The organism is Pseudoalteromonas sp. SG43-1, assembly GCF_014164415.1.
GTDB lineage: Bacteria > Pseudomonadota > Gammaproteobacteria > Enterobacterales > Alteromonadaceae > Pseudoalteromonas > Pseudoalteromonas distincta.
Genome location: NZ_JACJFD010000002.1, coordinates 233,633 through 248,885 on the forward strand (window position 1 = coordinate 233,633; position 15,253 = coordinate 248,885).

At 38.8% G+C, this 15,253-nt stretch carries 16 protein-coding genes; 8 read left to right on the plus strand and 8 right to left on the minus strand.

Translation table 11 applies throughout. The features are described from left to right. The first annotated feature begins 2 nt into the window (after window positions 1-2). Complete coding sequence (locus H5159_RS03160; RefSeq protein ID WP_182779715.1) at window positions 3-1,325, plus strand: Na+/H+ antiporter family protein; 1,323 nt, start codon at window positions 3-5, stop codon at window positions 1,323-1,325. A gap of 270 nt (window positions 1,326-1,595) precedes the next feature. On the opposite strand, the gene H5159_RS03165 is transcribed toward H5159_RS03160, so the two are convergent. The 3 genes from H5159_RS03165 to H5159_RS03175 are packed head-to-tail and all read right to left on the minus strand — an operon-like array spanning window position 1,596 to window position 3,701. Continuing rightward, window positions 1,596-2,027 (minus strand): acyl-CoA thioesterase, encoded by a 432-nt coding sequence (locus tag H5159_RS03165; RefSeq protein ID WP_182733519.1) that lies wholly within the window; start codon window positions 2,025-2,027, stop codon window positions 1,596-1,598. 5 nt (window positions 2,028-2,032) lie between these two features. After that, window positions 2,033-2,851 carry a M23 family metallopeptidase gene (locus H5159_RS03170; protein ID WP_182693902.1) on the minus strand — a complete coding sequence of 273 codons (819 nt, stop codon included), beginning with the start codon at window positions 2,849-2,851 and terminating at the stop codon, window positions 2,033-2,035. Then, complete coding sequence (locus tag H5159_RS03175) at window positions 2,844-3,701, minus strand: 6-carboxytetrahydropterin synthase (RefSeq protein WP_182779716.1); 858 nt, start codon at window positions 3,699-3,701, stop codon at window positions 2,844-2,846. Before H5159_RS03175 ends, H5159_RS03170 begins: the two co-directional genes overlap by 8 nt. 203 nt (window positions 3,702-3,904) lie before the next feature. Between H5159_RS03175 and fabA the strand changes: the two genes are divergently transcribed. After that, on the plus strand, window positions 3,905-4,420 hold the full coding sequence (gene fabA, locus H5159_RS03180; RefSeq protein WP_002960896.1) for a bifunctional 3-hydroxydecanoyl-ACP dehydratase/trans-2-decenoyl-ACP isomerase: 516 nt from the start codon (window positions 3,905-3,907) through the stop codon (window positions 4,418-4,420). Between the two features lie 65 nt (window positions 4,421-4,485). Here fabA and rmf read toward each other — a convergent pair whose 3' ends face one another. Next, complete coding sequence (rmf, locus tag H5159_RS03185; RefSeq protein ID WP_002960897.1) at window positions 4,486-4,656, minus strand: ribosome modulation factor; 171 nt, start codon at window positions 4,654-4,656, stop codon at window positions 4,486-4,488. A gap of 409 nt (window positions 4,657-5,065) precedes the next feature. Here rmf and H5159_RS03190 point away from each other — a divergent pair, with 409 nt between their 5' ends. From H5159_RS03190 to H5159_RS03200, 3 genes are all read left to right on the plus strand, one after another. Then, complete coding sequence (locus tag H5159_RS03190) at window positions 5,066-5,701, plus strand: TetR/AcrR family transcriptional regulator (protein ID WP_182779717.1); 636 nt, start codon at window positions 5,066-5,068, stop codon at window positions 5,699-5,701. Between the two features lie 49 nt (window positions 5,702-5,750). Beyond that, on the plus strand, window positions 5,751-6,743 hold the full coding sequence (locus H5159_RS03195) for an MDR family oxidoreductase (protein ID WP_182779718.1): 993 nt from the start codon (window positions 5,751-5,753) through the stop codon (window positions 6,741-6,743). 72 nt (window positions 6,744-6,815) lie between these two features. Further along, window positions 6,816-7,232: a VF530 family DNA-binding protein gene (locus H5159_RS03200; RefSeq protein WP_182779719.1), complete on the plus strand. Its 417-nt coding sequence runs from the start codon at window positions 6,816-6,818 to the stop codon at window positions 7,230-7,232. 98 nt (window positions 7,233-7,330) lie between these two features. Here the strand turns inward: H5159_RS03200 and H5159_RS03205 are convergent, their stop codons facing one another. Then, the gene (locus H5159_RS03205; protein ID WP_138489047.1) at window positions 7,331-7,762 is read right to left on the minus strand and encodes a DUF3859 domain-containing protein; all 432 of its coding nucleotides are present in this window, start codon (window positions 7,760-7,762) and stop codon (window positions 7,331-7,333) included. Between the two features lie 205 nt (window positions 7,763-7,967). Here H5159_RS03205 and H5159_RS03210 point away from each other — a divergent pair, with 205 nt between their 5' ends. After that, a complete protein-coding gene (locus H5159_RS03210; protein WP_182779720.1) occupies window positions 7,968-8,972 on the plus strand; it encodes a YHYH protein in 1,005 nt (334 codons plus the stop codon). Window positions 8,973-8,985: 13 nt separating this feature from the next. Next, window positions 8,986-9,516: a hypothetical protein gene (locus tag H5159_RS03215; protein WP_182779721.1), complete on the plus strand. Its 531-nt coding sequence runs from the start codon at window positions 8,986-8,988 to the stop codon at window positions 9,514-9,516. Between the two features lie 106 nt (window positions 9,517-9,622). Here the strand turns inward: H5159_RS03215 and H5159_RS03220 are convergent, their stop codons facing one another. Next, window positions 9,623-11,440 (minus strand): protein kinase domain-containing protein, encoded by a 1,818-nt coding sequence (locus tag H5159_RS03220; protein WP_182779722.1) that lies wholly within the window; start codon window positions 11,438-11,440, stop codon window positions 9,623-9,625. A gap of 225 nt (window positions 11,441-11,665) precedes the next feature. Here H5159_RS03220 and H5159_RS03225 point away from each other — a divergent pair, with 225 nt between their 5' ends. After that, window positions 11,666-13,681, plus strand: a complete 2,016-nt coding sequence (locus H5159_RS03225; protein WP_182779723.1) for a TonB-dependent receptor — start codon at window positions 11,666-11,668, stop codon at window positions 13,679-13,681. Between the two features lie 378 nt (window positions 13,682-14,059). On the opposite strand, the gene H5159_RS20960 is transcribed toward H5159_RS03225, so the two are convergent. After that, window positions 14,060-14,242: a hypothetical protein gene (locus H5159_RS20960; protein ID WP_259399084.1), complete on the minus strand. Its 183-nt coding sequence runs from the start codon at window positions 14,240-14,242 to the stop codon at window positions 14,060-14,062. Between the two features lie 121 nt (window positions 14,243-14,363). After that, the gene (locus tag H5159_RS03235) at window positions 14,364-15,023 is read right to left on the minus strand and encodes an NADPH-dependent FMN reductase (protein ID WP_182733511.1); all 660 of its coding nucleotides are present in this window, start codon (window positions 15,021-15,023) and stop codon (window positions 14,364-14,366) included. Window positions 15,024-15,253 lie beyond the last annotated feature (230 nt).

A 15,253-nucleotide genomic window follows, 5' to 3' on the forward strand; every position in this document is an offset into this window, starting at 1 on the left:
CTATGAATGCTGTTGTTATAGGCGTTATTTTAATGCTCGGGCTATCTCTGGCTCGCGTTAACGTCATTGTTGCCATGATCATAAGCGCGTTAGTTGCAGGTCTTACTGCAGGCTTGGGCATAAAAGAAAGTGTTGATGCGTTTAATTCTGGCCTTTCAGCTGGAGCTGAAATTGCACTAAGTTATGCCATGCTTGGTGCGTTTGCCGTTGCTATTTCTAAGTCGGGTTTAACACGTATTCTCGCTGATAAGCTACTTGCTAAAGTAAATGCAAAAGGCAGCGGTAATGAAACATTTTTAAGTTACTTCATTTTATTAATTATTTTAGGTTGTGCAATTTCTTCGCAAAACTTAGTACCTGTACACATAGCGTTTATTCCTATTTTGATCCCACCGTTACTCGTTGTTTTTAATCAGCTAAGATTAGACAGGCGTGCTATAGCGTGTATTTTAACATTTGGATTAGCAACGTCTTACATGGTGCTTCCTTATGGTTTTGGCGGTATTTACTTATATTCTATTTTGCACAAAAACCTAGTTGATAACGGCCTAGACATTGTAAATACACAAGTCCCTGTGGCGATGATAATTCCTGCATTAGGTATGTTTATTGGGTTACTTATTTCGGTATTTATTACCTACAAAAAACGCCGCGAATACACCGAGCTCCCATTAACAACTGTGAGTAAATCTGCTGAGGTAGAAAACCCTAAAAAAGTAATGATTGTGGGGCTTTTTGCAGTACTTGCCTCACTTGTTGCACAAAACCTAAGTGGCTCAATGATTTTAGGTGGCTTAGTAGGTGTAATGATATTTAGTGTTTTTGGTGTAGTTAAGTGGGAAGAAAACGGCGACGTATTTAGTAAAGGCGTTGCGATGATGGCCATGATTGGCTTTATTATGATATCTGCACAAGGCTTTGCATCGGTTATGCAAGCCACTGGCGATGTAGCAAGCTTAGTACACAGCGCAGCCGCCCTTTTTGATGGTAATAAACCTTTGGCCGCCGGTGTTATTTTGTTAGTCGGGTTATTAATTACAATGGGAATTGGCAGTTCGTTTTCAACAGTGCCTATTATTGCAACTTTGTTTGTTCCTTTGTGTTTAGATCTTGGGTTTTCTGTTATGGCTACCGCTGCGCTTGTTGGTACTGCGGGCGCTTTAGGTGATGCAGGCTCTCCTGCTTCAGACTCAACGCTTGGCCCAACATCGGGTTTAAATGCCGATGGCCAGCACGACCACATTAGAGACTCTGTTATTCCAACGTTTATTCACTTTAACATACCGCTGCTGATATTTGGCTGGATTGCAGCAATGGTACTTTAAAAAGTATTTATGTAAGTATTAATAAATGTAATTAAAAGCTAAATAAAACAAAAAGGTATGTTAAAAGCATACCTTTTTAGTATCCAAATCCAACAACTCTCACCCCTATCAATTCCCTTCAGTTTGATTATTTTTTTAGTTAATACTCACTCTGTTGTTGAGGTTATACTTTATGAACATTTTGTATGATGTGTTCTTTTAGGTGTTTTATATAAGCACCAATTAAGGTGCTTATATAAATTTGCTTTAGCGCATATTCAAAGCTTTAAGTTAATCAAAACCATAAATCATTTTTTCGCATACTACCGGAGTCGGTCTGTGGTTATCATCAACTGCAACAAAGGTAAAGCTGCCACTAATGGCTGAATGCTTATCGTCTTTGTGCATAGTTTCTAATAATATATCTACGTCAACTTTTAAGCTGGTGTTACCTACATGCACTACTTTAGCTATTAACTCTGCAAAAGTACCTGCTGGTATGGCTTCTTTAAAGTCGACTCTATCAGAAGATATAGTTACCAAAGGCTTACGGCAAAAACGAGTCGCGGCTATAAATGCCACTTCATCCATCCACGCCAGTGCATCACCACCAAATAAAGTATTGTGATGATTAGTACGCCCTGGAAACACGGTTTTAGTTACCGATGTGGTTGAGTCTTCAATACGCTGAGCAATTATTGCATCGCGATTTACGTCAGTCATAATCTCTACTTTTTGTTTGCTAATGTATCTTGCATTAGTAATGCAGGATCAAGGCGTTCGCCTTTCCAGTTAAAACGCCAATCTAGGTGAGGACCCGTTACACGTCCAGTTGCACCAATTTCAGCCACTTTGTTACCTTGCTCAATTTTATCACCCACTTTTACATCAAGCTTACTTAAGTGAATGTAAGTTGAGGTAATACCATGGCCATGATCAATAATTAATGTTCCGCCAGAGTAGTATAAATCAGGTTCAGCAAATACCACGGTACCACTAATAGGCGCGTAAACAGGAGAGCCCGTTTTATTCGCGATATCTAAGCCAAAGTGCGGACGACGAGGCTCGCCATTAAAATAGCGCTGACTACCGTAAACACCCGATATGCGCCCTTCTGCAGGCTTTAACACAGGGTCTAAAAAGTACAATAAATCAGAGTCTACTTCTCTGGCTTTTCGCACAGCAACTGCTTCACGGCTTATACGCGCACTAACTTCTTTTGGCGGAGAGACATATTTTTTAGCTACACCGGTAATTTTATCAATTTTATATTCGCGCTTTGTGATAGCTATTGGCTGTGAATGCGATTTACCATTGTTATCTACCCATTTTAAAGTATGAGTAGTTTCAGCGTCACGACCAAAACCAAATACAAAATCACCCTTTGGTGAAAGTTTTAAGCTTTTGCCATCTAAGCTTACTGATTTAGCGTTTTCTAGCTTTCCAGTAACTAAACCGCCTTGTGTTAAATGTCCTTTTAACTCAAGCGCCATAGCACTAAAGCTAGCAGAGGCAACAAGCGCTGTTGCTAAAAGTGTTTTAAACATAACTAATCGATCCTTTTCCAACACCTTCATAAGCCGTTACTTTCACTGCTTTTTCTGGGTATTGGGCTTTAATTTGGCCAGCTACATGTTCAGCAATACATTCTACAGTGGTATCTACTGGCAAAATGTCGCAACGAGACTCGCTTATAGCCATTTCAAAATAGCCTTGTGCCGATGTATAAGCAAAACATACATCACCCGCTTTGGCTGGTATGTGTTTTAAATCAGCTGCGTTAATTTGATCTTCACTAGTGGCTAAGTAAATATCTTCCCACTTTTGAGACCATTCTTTTTGCAAGCGCGGCATAGAAATATCATCTAGGCTAATACCAATTTGAGAACGATGCCCATGAATAATACGCTGGCAATTACCGTCATGCTTTTTAAGGCCATGGCTGTAATGATAGTAAAAACTTTGGCTGTGTTCAGGCTTAAGAGACAGCTCAATTTTTTCGATGTTATCTGGTAGCTTCGGTAAAATAGTCGCAATTAAAAATTTGGTAACCGATTCAACAGTTACTTCATCTGCGTTAATCATGCAATAAGCTTGATGAGGAGCGCTCATAGCTAAGTGATTATTTTCACCAAATGTACAGTCGAGTGTTTTATGCTCGTCAAATTCAGATACAGTACCATTAAGCCCTGTAGGAATTGCTAAACGGTGATCAATACACTCATCTATAATGCCTTTAATTTGCTTTTTAACTAAACCAAAGTCTAAAACCATAGACTCTTCGTTAAGTTTACCGTGCAAAGTTAAATCAACAATCCAGCTCTCGCCAACGGCGCCGCGTTTGTTACATAAGTAAGAAAAATCAATCACAGTTAGTGAGTTAACAAAAAGGATCATAAACTTCCTTTAGACTGGTTATAAGACAGCGTTAATTATAATGATTTCTGATTGTAATTGCGCGGTTTTATAGTGCAAAAACCAATCGCGTTGATTGATTGATGATTTAATATGCAATATTTTGATTTTTTAACTGCTCCGAGTTGTTTAGCGTACAAGTGTACGCTAAAGTACTTGGCAATTTCTAAGCGAAGATAAGTGTTATGGAACCTAAAAATAGCTATACAAAAGAAGAGTTGATCCTGTGTGGTCAAGGTGAAATGTTTGGTGAAGGTAACTGCCGTTTACCAAGTGACAACATGTTAATGATGGATCGCATTACCTCTATTACTGCTGATGGCGGTATTCATGGGAAAGGCGAAATTGTTGCTGAGCTTGATATTGACCCTAGCCTTTGGTTTTTCGATTGTCATTTTAAAGGCGACCCAGTAATGCCAGGTTGTTTAGGCTTAGATGCTATGTGGCAACTAGTTGGTTTTTACTTAGGTTGGTCTGGTGGCCCTGGTCTTGGCCGTGCGCTAGGTGTGGGTGAAGTTAAATTTACTGGCCAAATTTTACCAACTAATAAAAAAGTAACTTACCGCCTTGTAATGAAACGCGTAATTAAACGTAAATTGTTCATGGGCGTTGCAGATGGCACTGTAGAAGTAGATGGCCGAGTAATTTACGAAGCAAAAGATTTAAAAGTGGGCTTGTTCCAAGACACTAGCGCGTTTTAATTTTTAAATGCGTACAAAAAGGCCTCCAACGTGGAGGCCTTTTTGCTTAAATTCGATTATTGATTTTAGGTTTTGTACATGTTGCGGTTTTCAATCGCTTCACGCCAACCTCCTAACCACTCTGATTTGGGATCTACTTGTTGATAAGGGCATAGCTCTTTTGAGCGACCTGCTAAACCTGCTTTAAAACCTTGAGAATGAGCTCTTTCTAAACGATCTCTTTTCTGTCTCTTCATCGGTAATATCCTCACCTTTTTATTTATATATTGTGTAGCATTAGTGAAATCTACATTTAATGAATAGTTAATAAAAATGTAAAATTCAAATCGTAAAAGCAATTAAATTGTTTGACTTTAACTAAGCTGCTGATGCAAAAATGAATTAACATTTAAAAAAGTAAGTGGTCATACAACATTTAATTTGACCGGTTTTATGCTAAATAAAATGCGACTCAATAATCGCTAAAAAGCACTTATGTGCTTTATTTGTGACCGACTAATATTGACTAAGTTCCAAACAAAAATGTAATCGTGACATTTTTATTTCATTAATCTTAAATTAGTAGCCCGCCCCTAACTTGAAGTATTTTTAAACAATTTAAATTTATGCTTGATTATTTAAAGTCGATCGGTCTAATATATGTACATGAACAAAAATACATCAACACCAATACGCCGTGGTCGCCCACCTAAAATAGCCAGAGAGAACGCCGATACCAAAGCGTTACTTATTCGCACGGGTCTAGAAACCCTAACTGAGTTTGGCTTTAGCGCCACGGGGCTCGATACTATTTTAAAAAAAGCGGCTGTACCTAAAGGCTCTTTTTATCATTACTTTAAAAGTAAAGAAGCCTACGGTATTGCGTTAGTTGATGCATACGACAGTTACTTTATTGCAAAGCTTACCCATTACCTACAGCAAGAAGATGTTCCCCCACTTGAGCGAATTGTTAATTTTACTCAAAGCGCAATTAAAGGGATGAAAAAATACGATTACAAACGTGGCTGTTTAGTAGGTAACTTAAATCAAGAGCTTAACCATTTAAGTGATGAGTTTAAAACCAGATTAATGCAAAGCTACACCGCTTGGCAAAACCATGTAGAGGTTTGCTTAAACCAAGCTAAGCAACAAGGCACTATTGCAAGCCATGTAAATACAAAATTGATGAGTGAGTACTTTTGGATTGGCTGGGAAGGTGCGGTTATGCGCGCCAAGCTCACAAAATCAAATACCCCACATACTTTATATACAGAAATGTTTTTACGCGCATTACTAACCTAATGCGTTTTTATTTACCAATTAAAAGACGATCGGTCTAAAAGGATATCCTATGAATAACCCAATTAAAGCCATTGTTATTAATAAAGAAGATAATAACTACAGCGCCTCATTATCGACTATCGAAAGCAGTGATTTACCAAACGAAAACGTCTTTATCGACGTGCTATACAGCACACTTAACTATAAAGATGGTTTAGCAATTACTGGTAAAGGCCCCGTTGTACGCAGTTTTCCTATGGTGCCAGGTATCGATTTAGTGGGTACGGTTACAAATTCCACCAGCGATGAATTTAAAAACGGCGATAACGTAATATTAAATGGCTTTGGTGTAGGCGAAAAACATTGGGGCGGGCTTGCTCAAAAAGCGGCACTTAATAGCGATTGGCTAATCCCCTTGCCTGCAGGTATTTCTCCAAAACAAGCGATGCAAATAGGTACAGCCGGTTATACCGCTATGCTAAGTGTTATAGCTCTTGAAAAACAAGGAATAAACCCTGAATCTGGCGAAATACTTGTAACAGGTGCCAATGGTGGCGTAGGCAGCTTTGCTATTTATTTATTAAACCAGCTTGGCTACAACGTAACAGCAGCTACGGGTCGATTAGATCAAAGTGAATATTTAAAAGAGTTAGGTGCTAAACAGGTAATTGACAGAAACGAGCTTTCAAATCCTGGTAAGCCTTTGCAAAAAGAGCGCTTTGCAGCGGCAATAGATTCAGTAGGTAGCCATACACTTGCTAATATTTGTGCATCATTAAAGTATGGGGGTGTAGTAACCGCCTGCGGACTTGCCCAAGGCATGGATTTACCTGCCTCAGTTGCCCCATTTATATTACGTGGTGTGTCACTAATAGGCATTGATAGCGTAATACGCCCTAAAGCCGACAGAATTGAAGCGTGGGATCGTTTAGCAAAATTAGTAAACGCTGATTACTTAGATAAAATTTCGACAGAAATATCACTAGAACACGTAATTGATAACGCAGAGCGACTAATGCAAGGCAAAATTCGCGGTCGTGTTGTAGTTAATTGTCAAAGTTAAGCTATTTACTCTGTTAAAGCCTCGTTATTAAATTTATAATGCAATTTGTATTTTAATAACGAGGCAACACCTATGAGCAACCAAGAACTTTTCAGTAATAATCCACTGCAAGGCGTTAAATTAGAACAAGTGGTTGAAGAGCTGGTTGAACAATACGGGTGGGAGCTCCTACACGCTTATTTACAACTTAACTGCTTTAAAAACAATCCTGATATAAAGTCAGCGGTTAAATTTTTACGTAAAACACAATGGGCACAAGAAAAAGTAGATAACTTTTACCTTTATCGCCTAAAAAACTTACCTAGACCTGATGATGTGCAATACGAATTACCGCCACGTGATCGCGTGATCCCAGCTGATCATAAACCTGGTGTGCCATGTGAGTTAAGTTTTAGTGATGCAAAACGTATTATGGAAAAAAAAGCATCAAAGCAACGTGCTCGCGATCGTAAACAACGCTCTAATTCTAGTAACCCTTGGGGTAACTAAACACGCTAATTTAATTTTGTAGAGCTATTTTAAATGGCTCTACAACTCTCTTTTATTAATTTTTATTACATCCACACCATATAGCTAACAAATAGAAATCAATACCCTCGGTTTTTCCAAAAATCTGTTTCAGTACGCTCTACCTCTAATGCCACCTTAAAAGTTTTATCAGCAATAATTTTTCCATTTAGCTCAATCGTCATACGCCAATCACCCAACTTATTCTCTATTGGTAACCAAAGCGTGTCGCCTAAATAAAAGTTCCAATCACTGTTTTTAACGTATACGTCGCCTTCAAAGGGGTCCATTACATCACCGTCACTGTCTGGAATATCTGGATGGTATATACAATAGTGAAGCTTTTCGCCTTTACCCTTTTTAATATTTACGATTAAGCCAAACTCAACATCTACCTCAGCTATTACATTTGTTGTAAATTGCTCTATTTGTGGCAATGCTTTACTTTCGCTGTCCCACTTAGAGTAAATACCGTGACTTTGTAACGTCACTACAGGTTTTGTTTTAGCCATTAAGGTAACCTTTTATATTAGCTATTTTTGCATTAGTTTAACTTTTGAAATTTTAAAATAAAACACAATCCAATAAAGTTAAATCTCAACTTAGCTTTAATACTTCGTCTATTTACATCATTGCTAATTTGTCATCATTGTTTACACACTATTTGCACAATTGCTGATTATTGTTTGAGTAACTTAATTGATCAGGTAAGCAGCAATGAAACTACACGCACTTAATATTAAAAACTCAAATCGGGTAAATGCTATAAAGCTAAGCACCTTGGCTCTAGTTGTTTCATCGTTAGTTGCTTGTGGAGGTGGAGAAGGCATAGTTGATACCTCAACAACTACAGATTCATCTCAAAGTATCACAGATAACGGTACAGGTACGAGTAGCTCAACCCAAGGCGTGTTTTGTGAATATAGTTACAGTGACTATAACGAGTCAGAATCAGTACAAGCCACCAGCGCTGCAGATTGGTCATGCACAGGAACTACACGCGACTTAGTCGCTAATGGCATACCTGATCACGAAGTAGGTACATTCCCTAATGCCGATAACCCAAATACTATTTCTGAACAATCTGTAAATGAAAGCTACACACTTGAGCCTGTAGAAACAACACAAGCAACCATGCTTGGTGGCCCTCGTGGAATGATAGGTGTTGTACTTAACGGCATTAAAATAGACGCCGGCACAGGCGGAAGTTGCGATGATTCAGGCACCGATTGTGATTTAGGCGACAACAGCGGTAATTGGAATATAGAAGCTTTAAGCCAAGACACGTTTAGTTTTGGAACAGACGACAACAATGCACACGTACAACCCGATGGCACATATCATTATCACGGTATGCCTGAAGGCTTTGTAACACTGCGAGGTGGCAATAGCTCCACTATGACTCTAATAGGCTGGGCAGCAGATGGCTTTCCTATATATGCACGTTACGGCTATGCAGACTCAAATGATGCAACTTCAGCGCTAACCGTAATGACCGGTAGCTACCAACACATAACATCTGTAAGCGCAAACCGCCCTTCTACCGATATATACCCATTAGGTACATTTGCACAAGATTGGGAATACGTAGCAGGCTCTGGTGATTTAGATGAATGTAATGGCCGCGTTGGCGTAACACCTGAGTTTCCTGATGGGATATACCACTACTACGCAACAGACACTTACCCGTTTTTTCAACGCTGCGTTAAAGGCGAAGTTTAATTAGGAGTAAGTTATGCCTCATATAAAAAATTATCTGTTAAGTGTAACCACATTGGGCTTATTGAGCACATCAACATTAGCAAACGCGCATTTAATAGTTGCAGAGCACGGTACGCTGAATTTTGTTGATAATAACGTGTTTATTGTACTTTCAATCCCTATGCCGGCTTTTAAAGGGGTTGATGAAAACAAGGATGGCAAAGTGTCAATAATTGAGTTTAACGCTCATAAAAAGCTAATAACTAAACGAGTTAAAAAGAACGTTTATTTAGCGGATCATCAGTATAAATTTACTATTGACGGACTTTTGCTAAACCCAGAAGCGTCGCATAAACATAAAAGCGACAATATAGACCAAGTAACCATTACTGGGCGCTACTCTTTGCCTAGTAAACTAACCAAAGTTAACTTTAACGTTAAGCTATTTAGTAACAATGAGCACAAGCAGCATTATCAAATTACAGCGACTAATAAAACGCAAAAGCTAACTCATCAATTTGAGCTAACACCAACGTCGCCCTTTAGTAAGGTGTTTAATAATTAGTAATACTTACCTAAATAATTAAGTGGTAAAGAGTACAAGTTAAACAAATTTGTGCTCTTTTTTATCTTTGTCTTCTTATTTAACACTCTTTAGTGAAGGGTTCTTTCTATAAAGATACAAGCTTGGGATTTTTAGGAAAATAATTCTCTTGTTGCTGCTCACGTAAACTAAACTCACGGGTGTTTTTATAAGGGAGTTTCATAAAGCCCGCAACACCAACGTCAGTAATATTTACCGCGTATTGCATGAGTTTATTAAGAAGGCGTTTAAACTCAACTTCTTTGGTCGAATCGAGTAATCGATAGTAATGGTGAATTTTCATTCTGTCCGGCAGTGCTTCAAAAATAATACAGCCGGTATGATGAATTTGGTTAAGCTCAAATACGCACTTAATAACTTTTTTAGGTAGCTGTAGTTGCTCGTCAGGGTCTTTACCGTCTTCAAAGTATGAATGCGGGCGGGTTATGTCATTTGCTTTCATACTTACTACTTCGTATTCAAGCTCTGGTAGGCTATCAAACTTAAATGCCCCCGTGCCATCTCGCTCTAGTTGAATAGTTTTACGGGCATCAAACAAACAGCACTTAAATAGCCCTTTTTGATTAATCGCTTGCGCAAGCATAACCGTATTATTAATCGCATCACTAAACGCATCACCCAATGATTCGTCATGCATAATTAAAGATGATTCAACAAACATTGACTCATCCTTCCAATGAAAACTAAGCCCACCTACTACAGGGTACTTAGCTAATCGGCTTATTGATGCTAAAAATGCTTTTTCGGTATCGCCTGTATCAAATAAAAACTCTTTATAATAGCGGTCAAGTTGCGCGTCGTTTATATCTAGTAATTGCTGGTTATGATCGGCTTGGCGTAAAAACTGTTTTCGTGAACTATATACCACCGTGTCGGGCTGCTCGTCGTTGCCATACCAAAAAGGAATATCTGCTTTTCTTTGTTTTTTATCAAGCTCAGGTAAATACATTTTGGCCATAGTTGTAATGTTACGCATAAAGTAATCACCAGCACCATCACGTATGGCCTTACTTTTTGACAGCATGCCATCAATCACCTTAGCCAGCTCTTTTGGGAGCCCTAAGCTGCTTGCAGGGATGGCTTGCGCACCAAAGCGGCACGACTGCGCCGACGCTAACGCATACAACGTAGCGGCTACACCTTGTTCGTCAAATCGTGGGGATGATTGCTCTCCCGACATTTGCGCTTCACCAATAAAGTACACATCGCCCATACGGGCATTCGTTGTGCTTAAATCGCCCGACATTAAATCCATAAAGTTACTAGCAACAGGGTTACCATCACTATCGAGCTGTGCATACACAGAGCTACCCCAATCCACTAACGAAAGCGCATCAGTGTTTGCATCCCAAACAAGGTTTGAAGGTTTTATATCGCCATGCACTATAGGTTGTGGGCTAACGCCGTTTTTGTGACTACGTAAATCAATTAATACATTACGTAACCTAACAGCTAGCGCCATTATTTGCGCGGCACTAAAGCGTCCTGTTTTAAGCGATACTTTTTCAAGGTCCTCTCCAATGGCGCGAGCCATCATTAAAATCCCTTGTTTTTTAATTCGCTCAAATGCATAAAAGGTAGGCACTAAGGGGTTATTAATTTGCGAAAGCATATACGCTTCGTCTTCTAGGCGGTCGCGTACACTTTGGGCAAGTGTAATACGCGAAAACTTAAATACCCAAGGTAAGCCGTTATCGTCATCTCCTGCAAACACAAAACCAAAAGCACCCGAGCCAATCATTTCAACGTTTTTGTAGCCCAGCAGTGTTAGCTGCTTAATACAAATATTAAGCCACTGGCGGTGTTTTTTAGCATCGCGGTGCGAAAGCAAATAAACAGATTGCTCTTCGTTGATATAAAAATTGCGGATTTCTTTGGCTTTCAATACGGGCTCTCTGTCTTGTTAGTGTTATACAGTCATTTAAAGCACTCGATTATTAGTTTTATGTAATAAGATTACAATAGCGTGCGGCGTAGTTTTTAAGTTACCCATCTTTACTCACCCCTAAATAATTACAAATAACCAACAAATGTTGCATCCAATAAATTATCTAAGCCGTATTTAACATAGCTGCATTAATAACAAATACATTAGATAGGGATTTTAGTCATGAGAACATTAGCAATTTTAGCGCTAGGCACTTTGTATAGTGGTTATAGCTATGCAAACATTGAAAAATTAACCGTTTATGGTCACAGAGATGGGCTAATTGGTGAGTCAATCAGCGCATCTAGCGGTATTATTGGTCAAGGTGAAATTCAGCAGCGCCCAATGTTAAGAAGCGCCGAAATGTTAGAGTTAATCCCAGGTATGGCGGTCACTCAACATAGCGGCTCTGGTAAAGCTAATCAGTACTTTATTAGGGGGTTTAATTTAGATCACGGCACCGACTTTGCCACCAGCATAGATGGCATGCCAATTAATATGCGCAGCCATGGCCACGGACAAGGTTACACCGACCTAAACTTTATAATCCCTGAGTCTATTTCAACTATTAACTATCAAAAAGGCTCATATAGCGCAAGCCAAGGTGACTTTTCAACCGCTGGTAGTGCTCAATTTCAACTTGCTGATAACCTAAAACATCACCAAGTTGAACTCAGTATAGGAGAAGATAATTATAGACGCGCTGTTGTACTGGGATCTACTAACATTGCAACAGGTAAGCTCATTGCAGCGGCAGAATGGCAAGGCTATGACGGCCCATGGGATGATATAAACGAAGATGTAAATAAAAAGAATGCCCTACTGCGCTATGTTGGTAAAGCTTTTAATGGTGACTTATCAATAAGTGCCATGGCATACGACAATACATGGAATTCAGCAGATCAAATTCCACAGCGCGCTATATCACAAAATTTAATTACTCAATTAGGCTCTCTTGACACCACACTTGGCGGTAGCTCTAGCCGTTATAGCTTATCGAGTAACTGGCAGGGCGAGCATATAAAAGCCAGCGCTTATGTAATTAATTACGATTTAAACCTGTATTCAAATTTTAGTTATTTTTTAAATGATCCAATTAATGGCGATCAGTTTAATCAGCAAGATAGCCGAAATATTTATGGAACAGATATAAGCTACCAGTTTGAAACCAAAACATCAGATATAAACATACAACATACCGTAGGTATTGAGCTTCGCCACGACGACATAAATAACGTAGGGCTTTATAACACACAAGCAAGAGAGCGACTTAGTACGGTTAGGCAAGATGAACTAAAGCAAACGAGCTACTCAAGCTTTTGGGAGTCTAAACTTTTACTTACTCCAAAACTTGAAGCAACCGTTGGCGTTAGGTACGACTATTTTGATACAAACGTGACTAGTATTACCGCCGTAAATTCAGGAAAAGCAAAGGATGATTTAGTAAGTTTTAAAGGGAGTTTAAATTACCGTTTTACAAATTTAGTAGCTGCATATGCTAATTGGGGACAATCTTTTCATTCAAATGATGCGCGCGGATCTACTATTAATATTGACCCTGTTACCGGTGAGCAAGCAGAGCAAGTTGACTTATTAGTTAAAAGTGAAGGCGCTGAAATAGGCGTCCGATTTGCTGATGAGCAAAAGTTTAATCTATCAGCTGCACTTTGGTGGCTAACACTCGACTCAGAGCTTTTATTTGTTGGCGATGCGGGTAACACAGAACCAAGTGATGCATCTAAGCGTTACGGATTAGAAATAAGCGCTTATTATTGGATTAACGACAGCTTTAGTATCGACGCAGAAACCTCGTTCACGCATTCACGTTTAGATATTAATGACAATAATGATTATATAGAAGGTGCTGTTCCGGTTGTTGCAAGTACAGGTTTAAATTGGCACTTAAGTGAGCAATGGCAGTCATCAGTTAGAGTTCGCCATATTGGCAAACGTACATTAACTAGCGATGGTGACGAGCGTTCGGAGCCTTTAACAGTAGTAAATAGCGCAATTAGCTATGAGCAGACTCACTGGAAAGTAAACTTTGAATTACTTAACTTATTTAATAGCACCGACCACGATATAGATTACTATTATGCATCGCGTTTACCTGGCGAATCAGCACAAGGCGTTGAAGATAACCACTTTCATCCAATAGAGCCAAGAACAGCGCGACTAACATTAAGCTTGTTATTTTAGTATTCATTGAGATTTACAGGGGTACTGTATATAAAAACAGTACAACTGTAAAACATACCCTTAGCCAATAAGTATCTTAGTAATTAATCCGATGCCTCAACAAGCTGGCTGATGTTACTCAACAATGCGAAGTTGATTTATTGAATTAACAGCAACATGTGTTTGATAGTAATATTTATTGGTTTTTCTGCCTTTACTTAAAAAATCGATAGTTACCCGCTTCGCTTCACCTGTTACTTCAATTGTTTTACCAATAAAAAATGTGTTGGCTGATTGTCCGTATTTTTCTGTGAGTTTAGCAGCTACGTTTGAATCAATTGAAATTGTAATAGCACGTCGATCACGATAGTCAGCTTCGGTATTTAAAAATACGTCACCTTACTGAGAGCCTGTAGTTTTAATATAAAACTTAAATGTACCGCTAACACCTTGTGGCGCGCTCTGCTCCGAAAGAGCTATTAAATTCATATTAGCAGTAGTCCCTTCGCCTAGCGCCGGTAAGTTTTGTACAGAGCTGCAAGCACTAAGTGTTAATACACTTAAAAGAGTAAGGTATTTCAAGATATAACATCCTTTTTTATAAGTAGATGTTAATAGTAACATTTATATATTTTAAGTTTCTATAAAAGAAACAAATTTAGCCCAATCAAGGGCTAAATTTGTTATATTTTAAAAGTATTCGTTATGGGGCATTTCGCTGCGATGGATTTGATTTAAAGCTTTTTAGCATCTGCTCAGGATCTTCAACGCCACTCTGATTTTTAGCCGCTTGCGCCCACCAAACCAATTGCCCAAAAGTACGGTGAAAATAATTAAACCACGATGACTGCTCTTCACCAACTTGCACAGATCCATTATCATTAAATACTTCTTGCGCTTTTGGAACATGGATCATTGCAGATACAGGCAAACAGCCAAGCTCTGATAAAAACGAGCGCATACTAATTGCCGCTCTGAGTCCACCCCACTGCCCAGCAGAGTAAGTAACAATAGCACTGGGCTTATATGAAAATAGTGAGCTACCAAAGTGATTAAGTAAGTCAGCGAGAGCTGGGCTCATACTGTGATTATATTCAGGGCTAACCATTACATATCCATCAGCCGCTTTAATTTTATCAGCTAAAGTATTTAGCATTGAAGGCGCCTTACCTTGAGCATAGGCAAAATGTGGTTTAAAAACTTGATCACTTGGGTAATCAAGTGCATCTATAAGCTCAAACTCATGTTCGGAGAATTGCTCGTTTAAGCACTCCATGCAGGCTTTAGACACTCTCTCACCTAAGCGAGCAGGTTTTGGTGGCGTGCTGTTACGCACTGTCCCTAAAAACACTAAAAACTTCATATGTAATCCTCATATGTATTTGAATAACATCTAAACACTAACACTTTTAGCTTATGTGTATTACACATATCCGTTTTTATTAATTTTGAACACTAATAATTAAATTTAAAACTGCGCTTTAGCAACCACACACTGTTAAAGGTTTTTTATCATGTGCTTATTTTGTCGTTCTCCATACTTTTTGCACATTTAGCCAGTAATATGCCACAGTATAAGTACACCAAAACCTA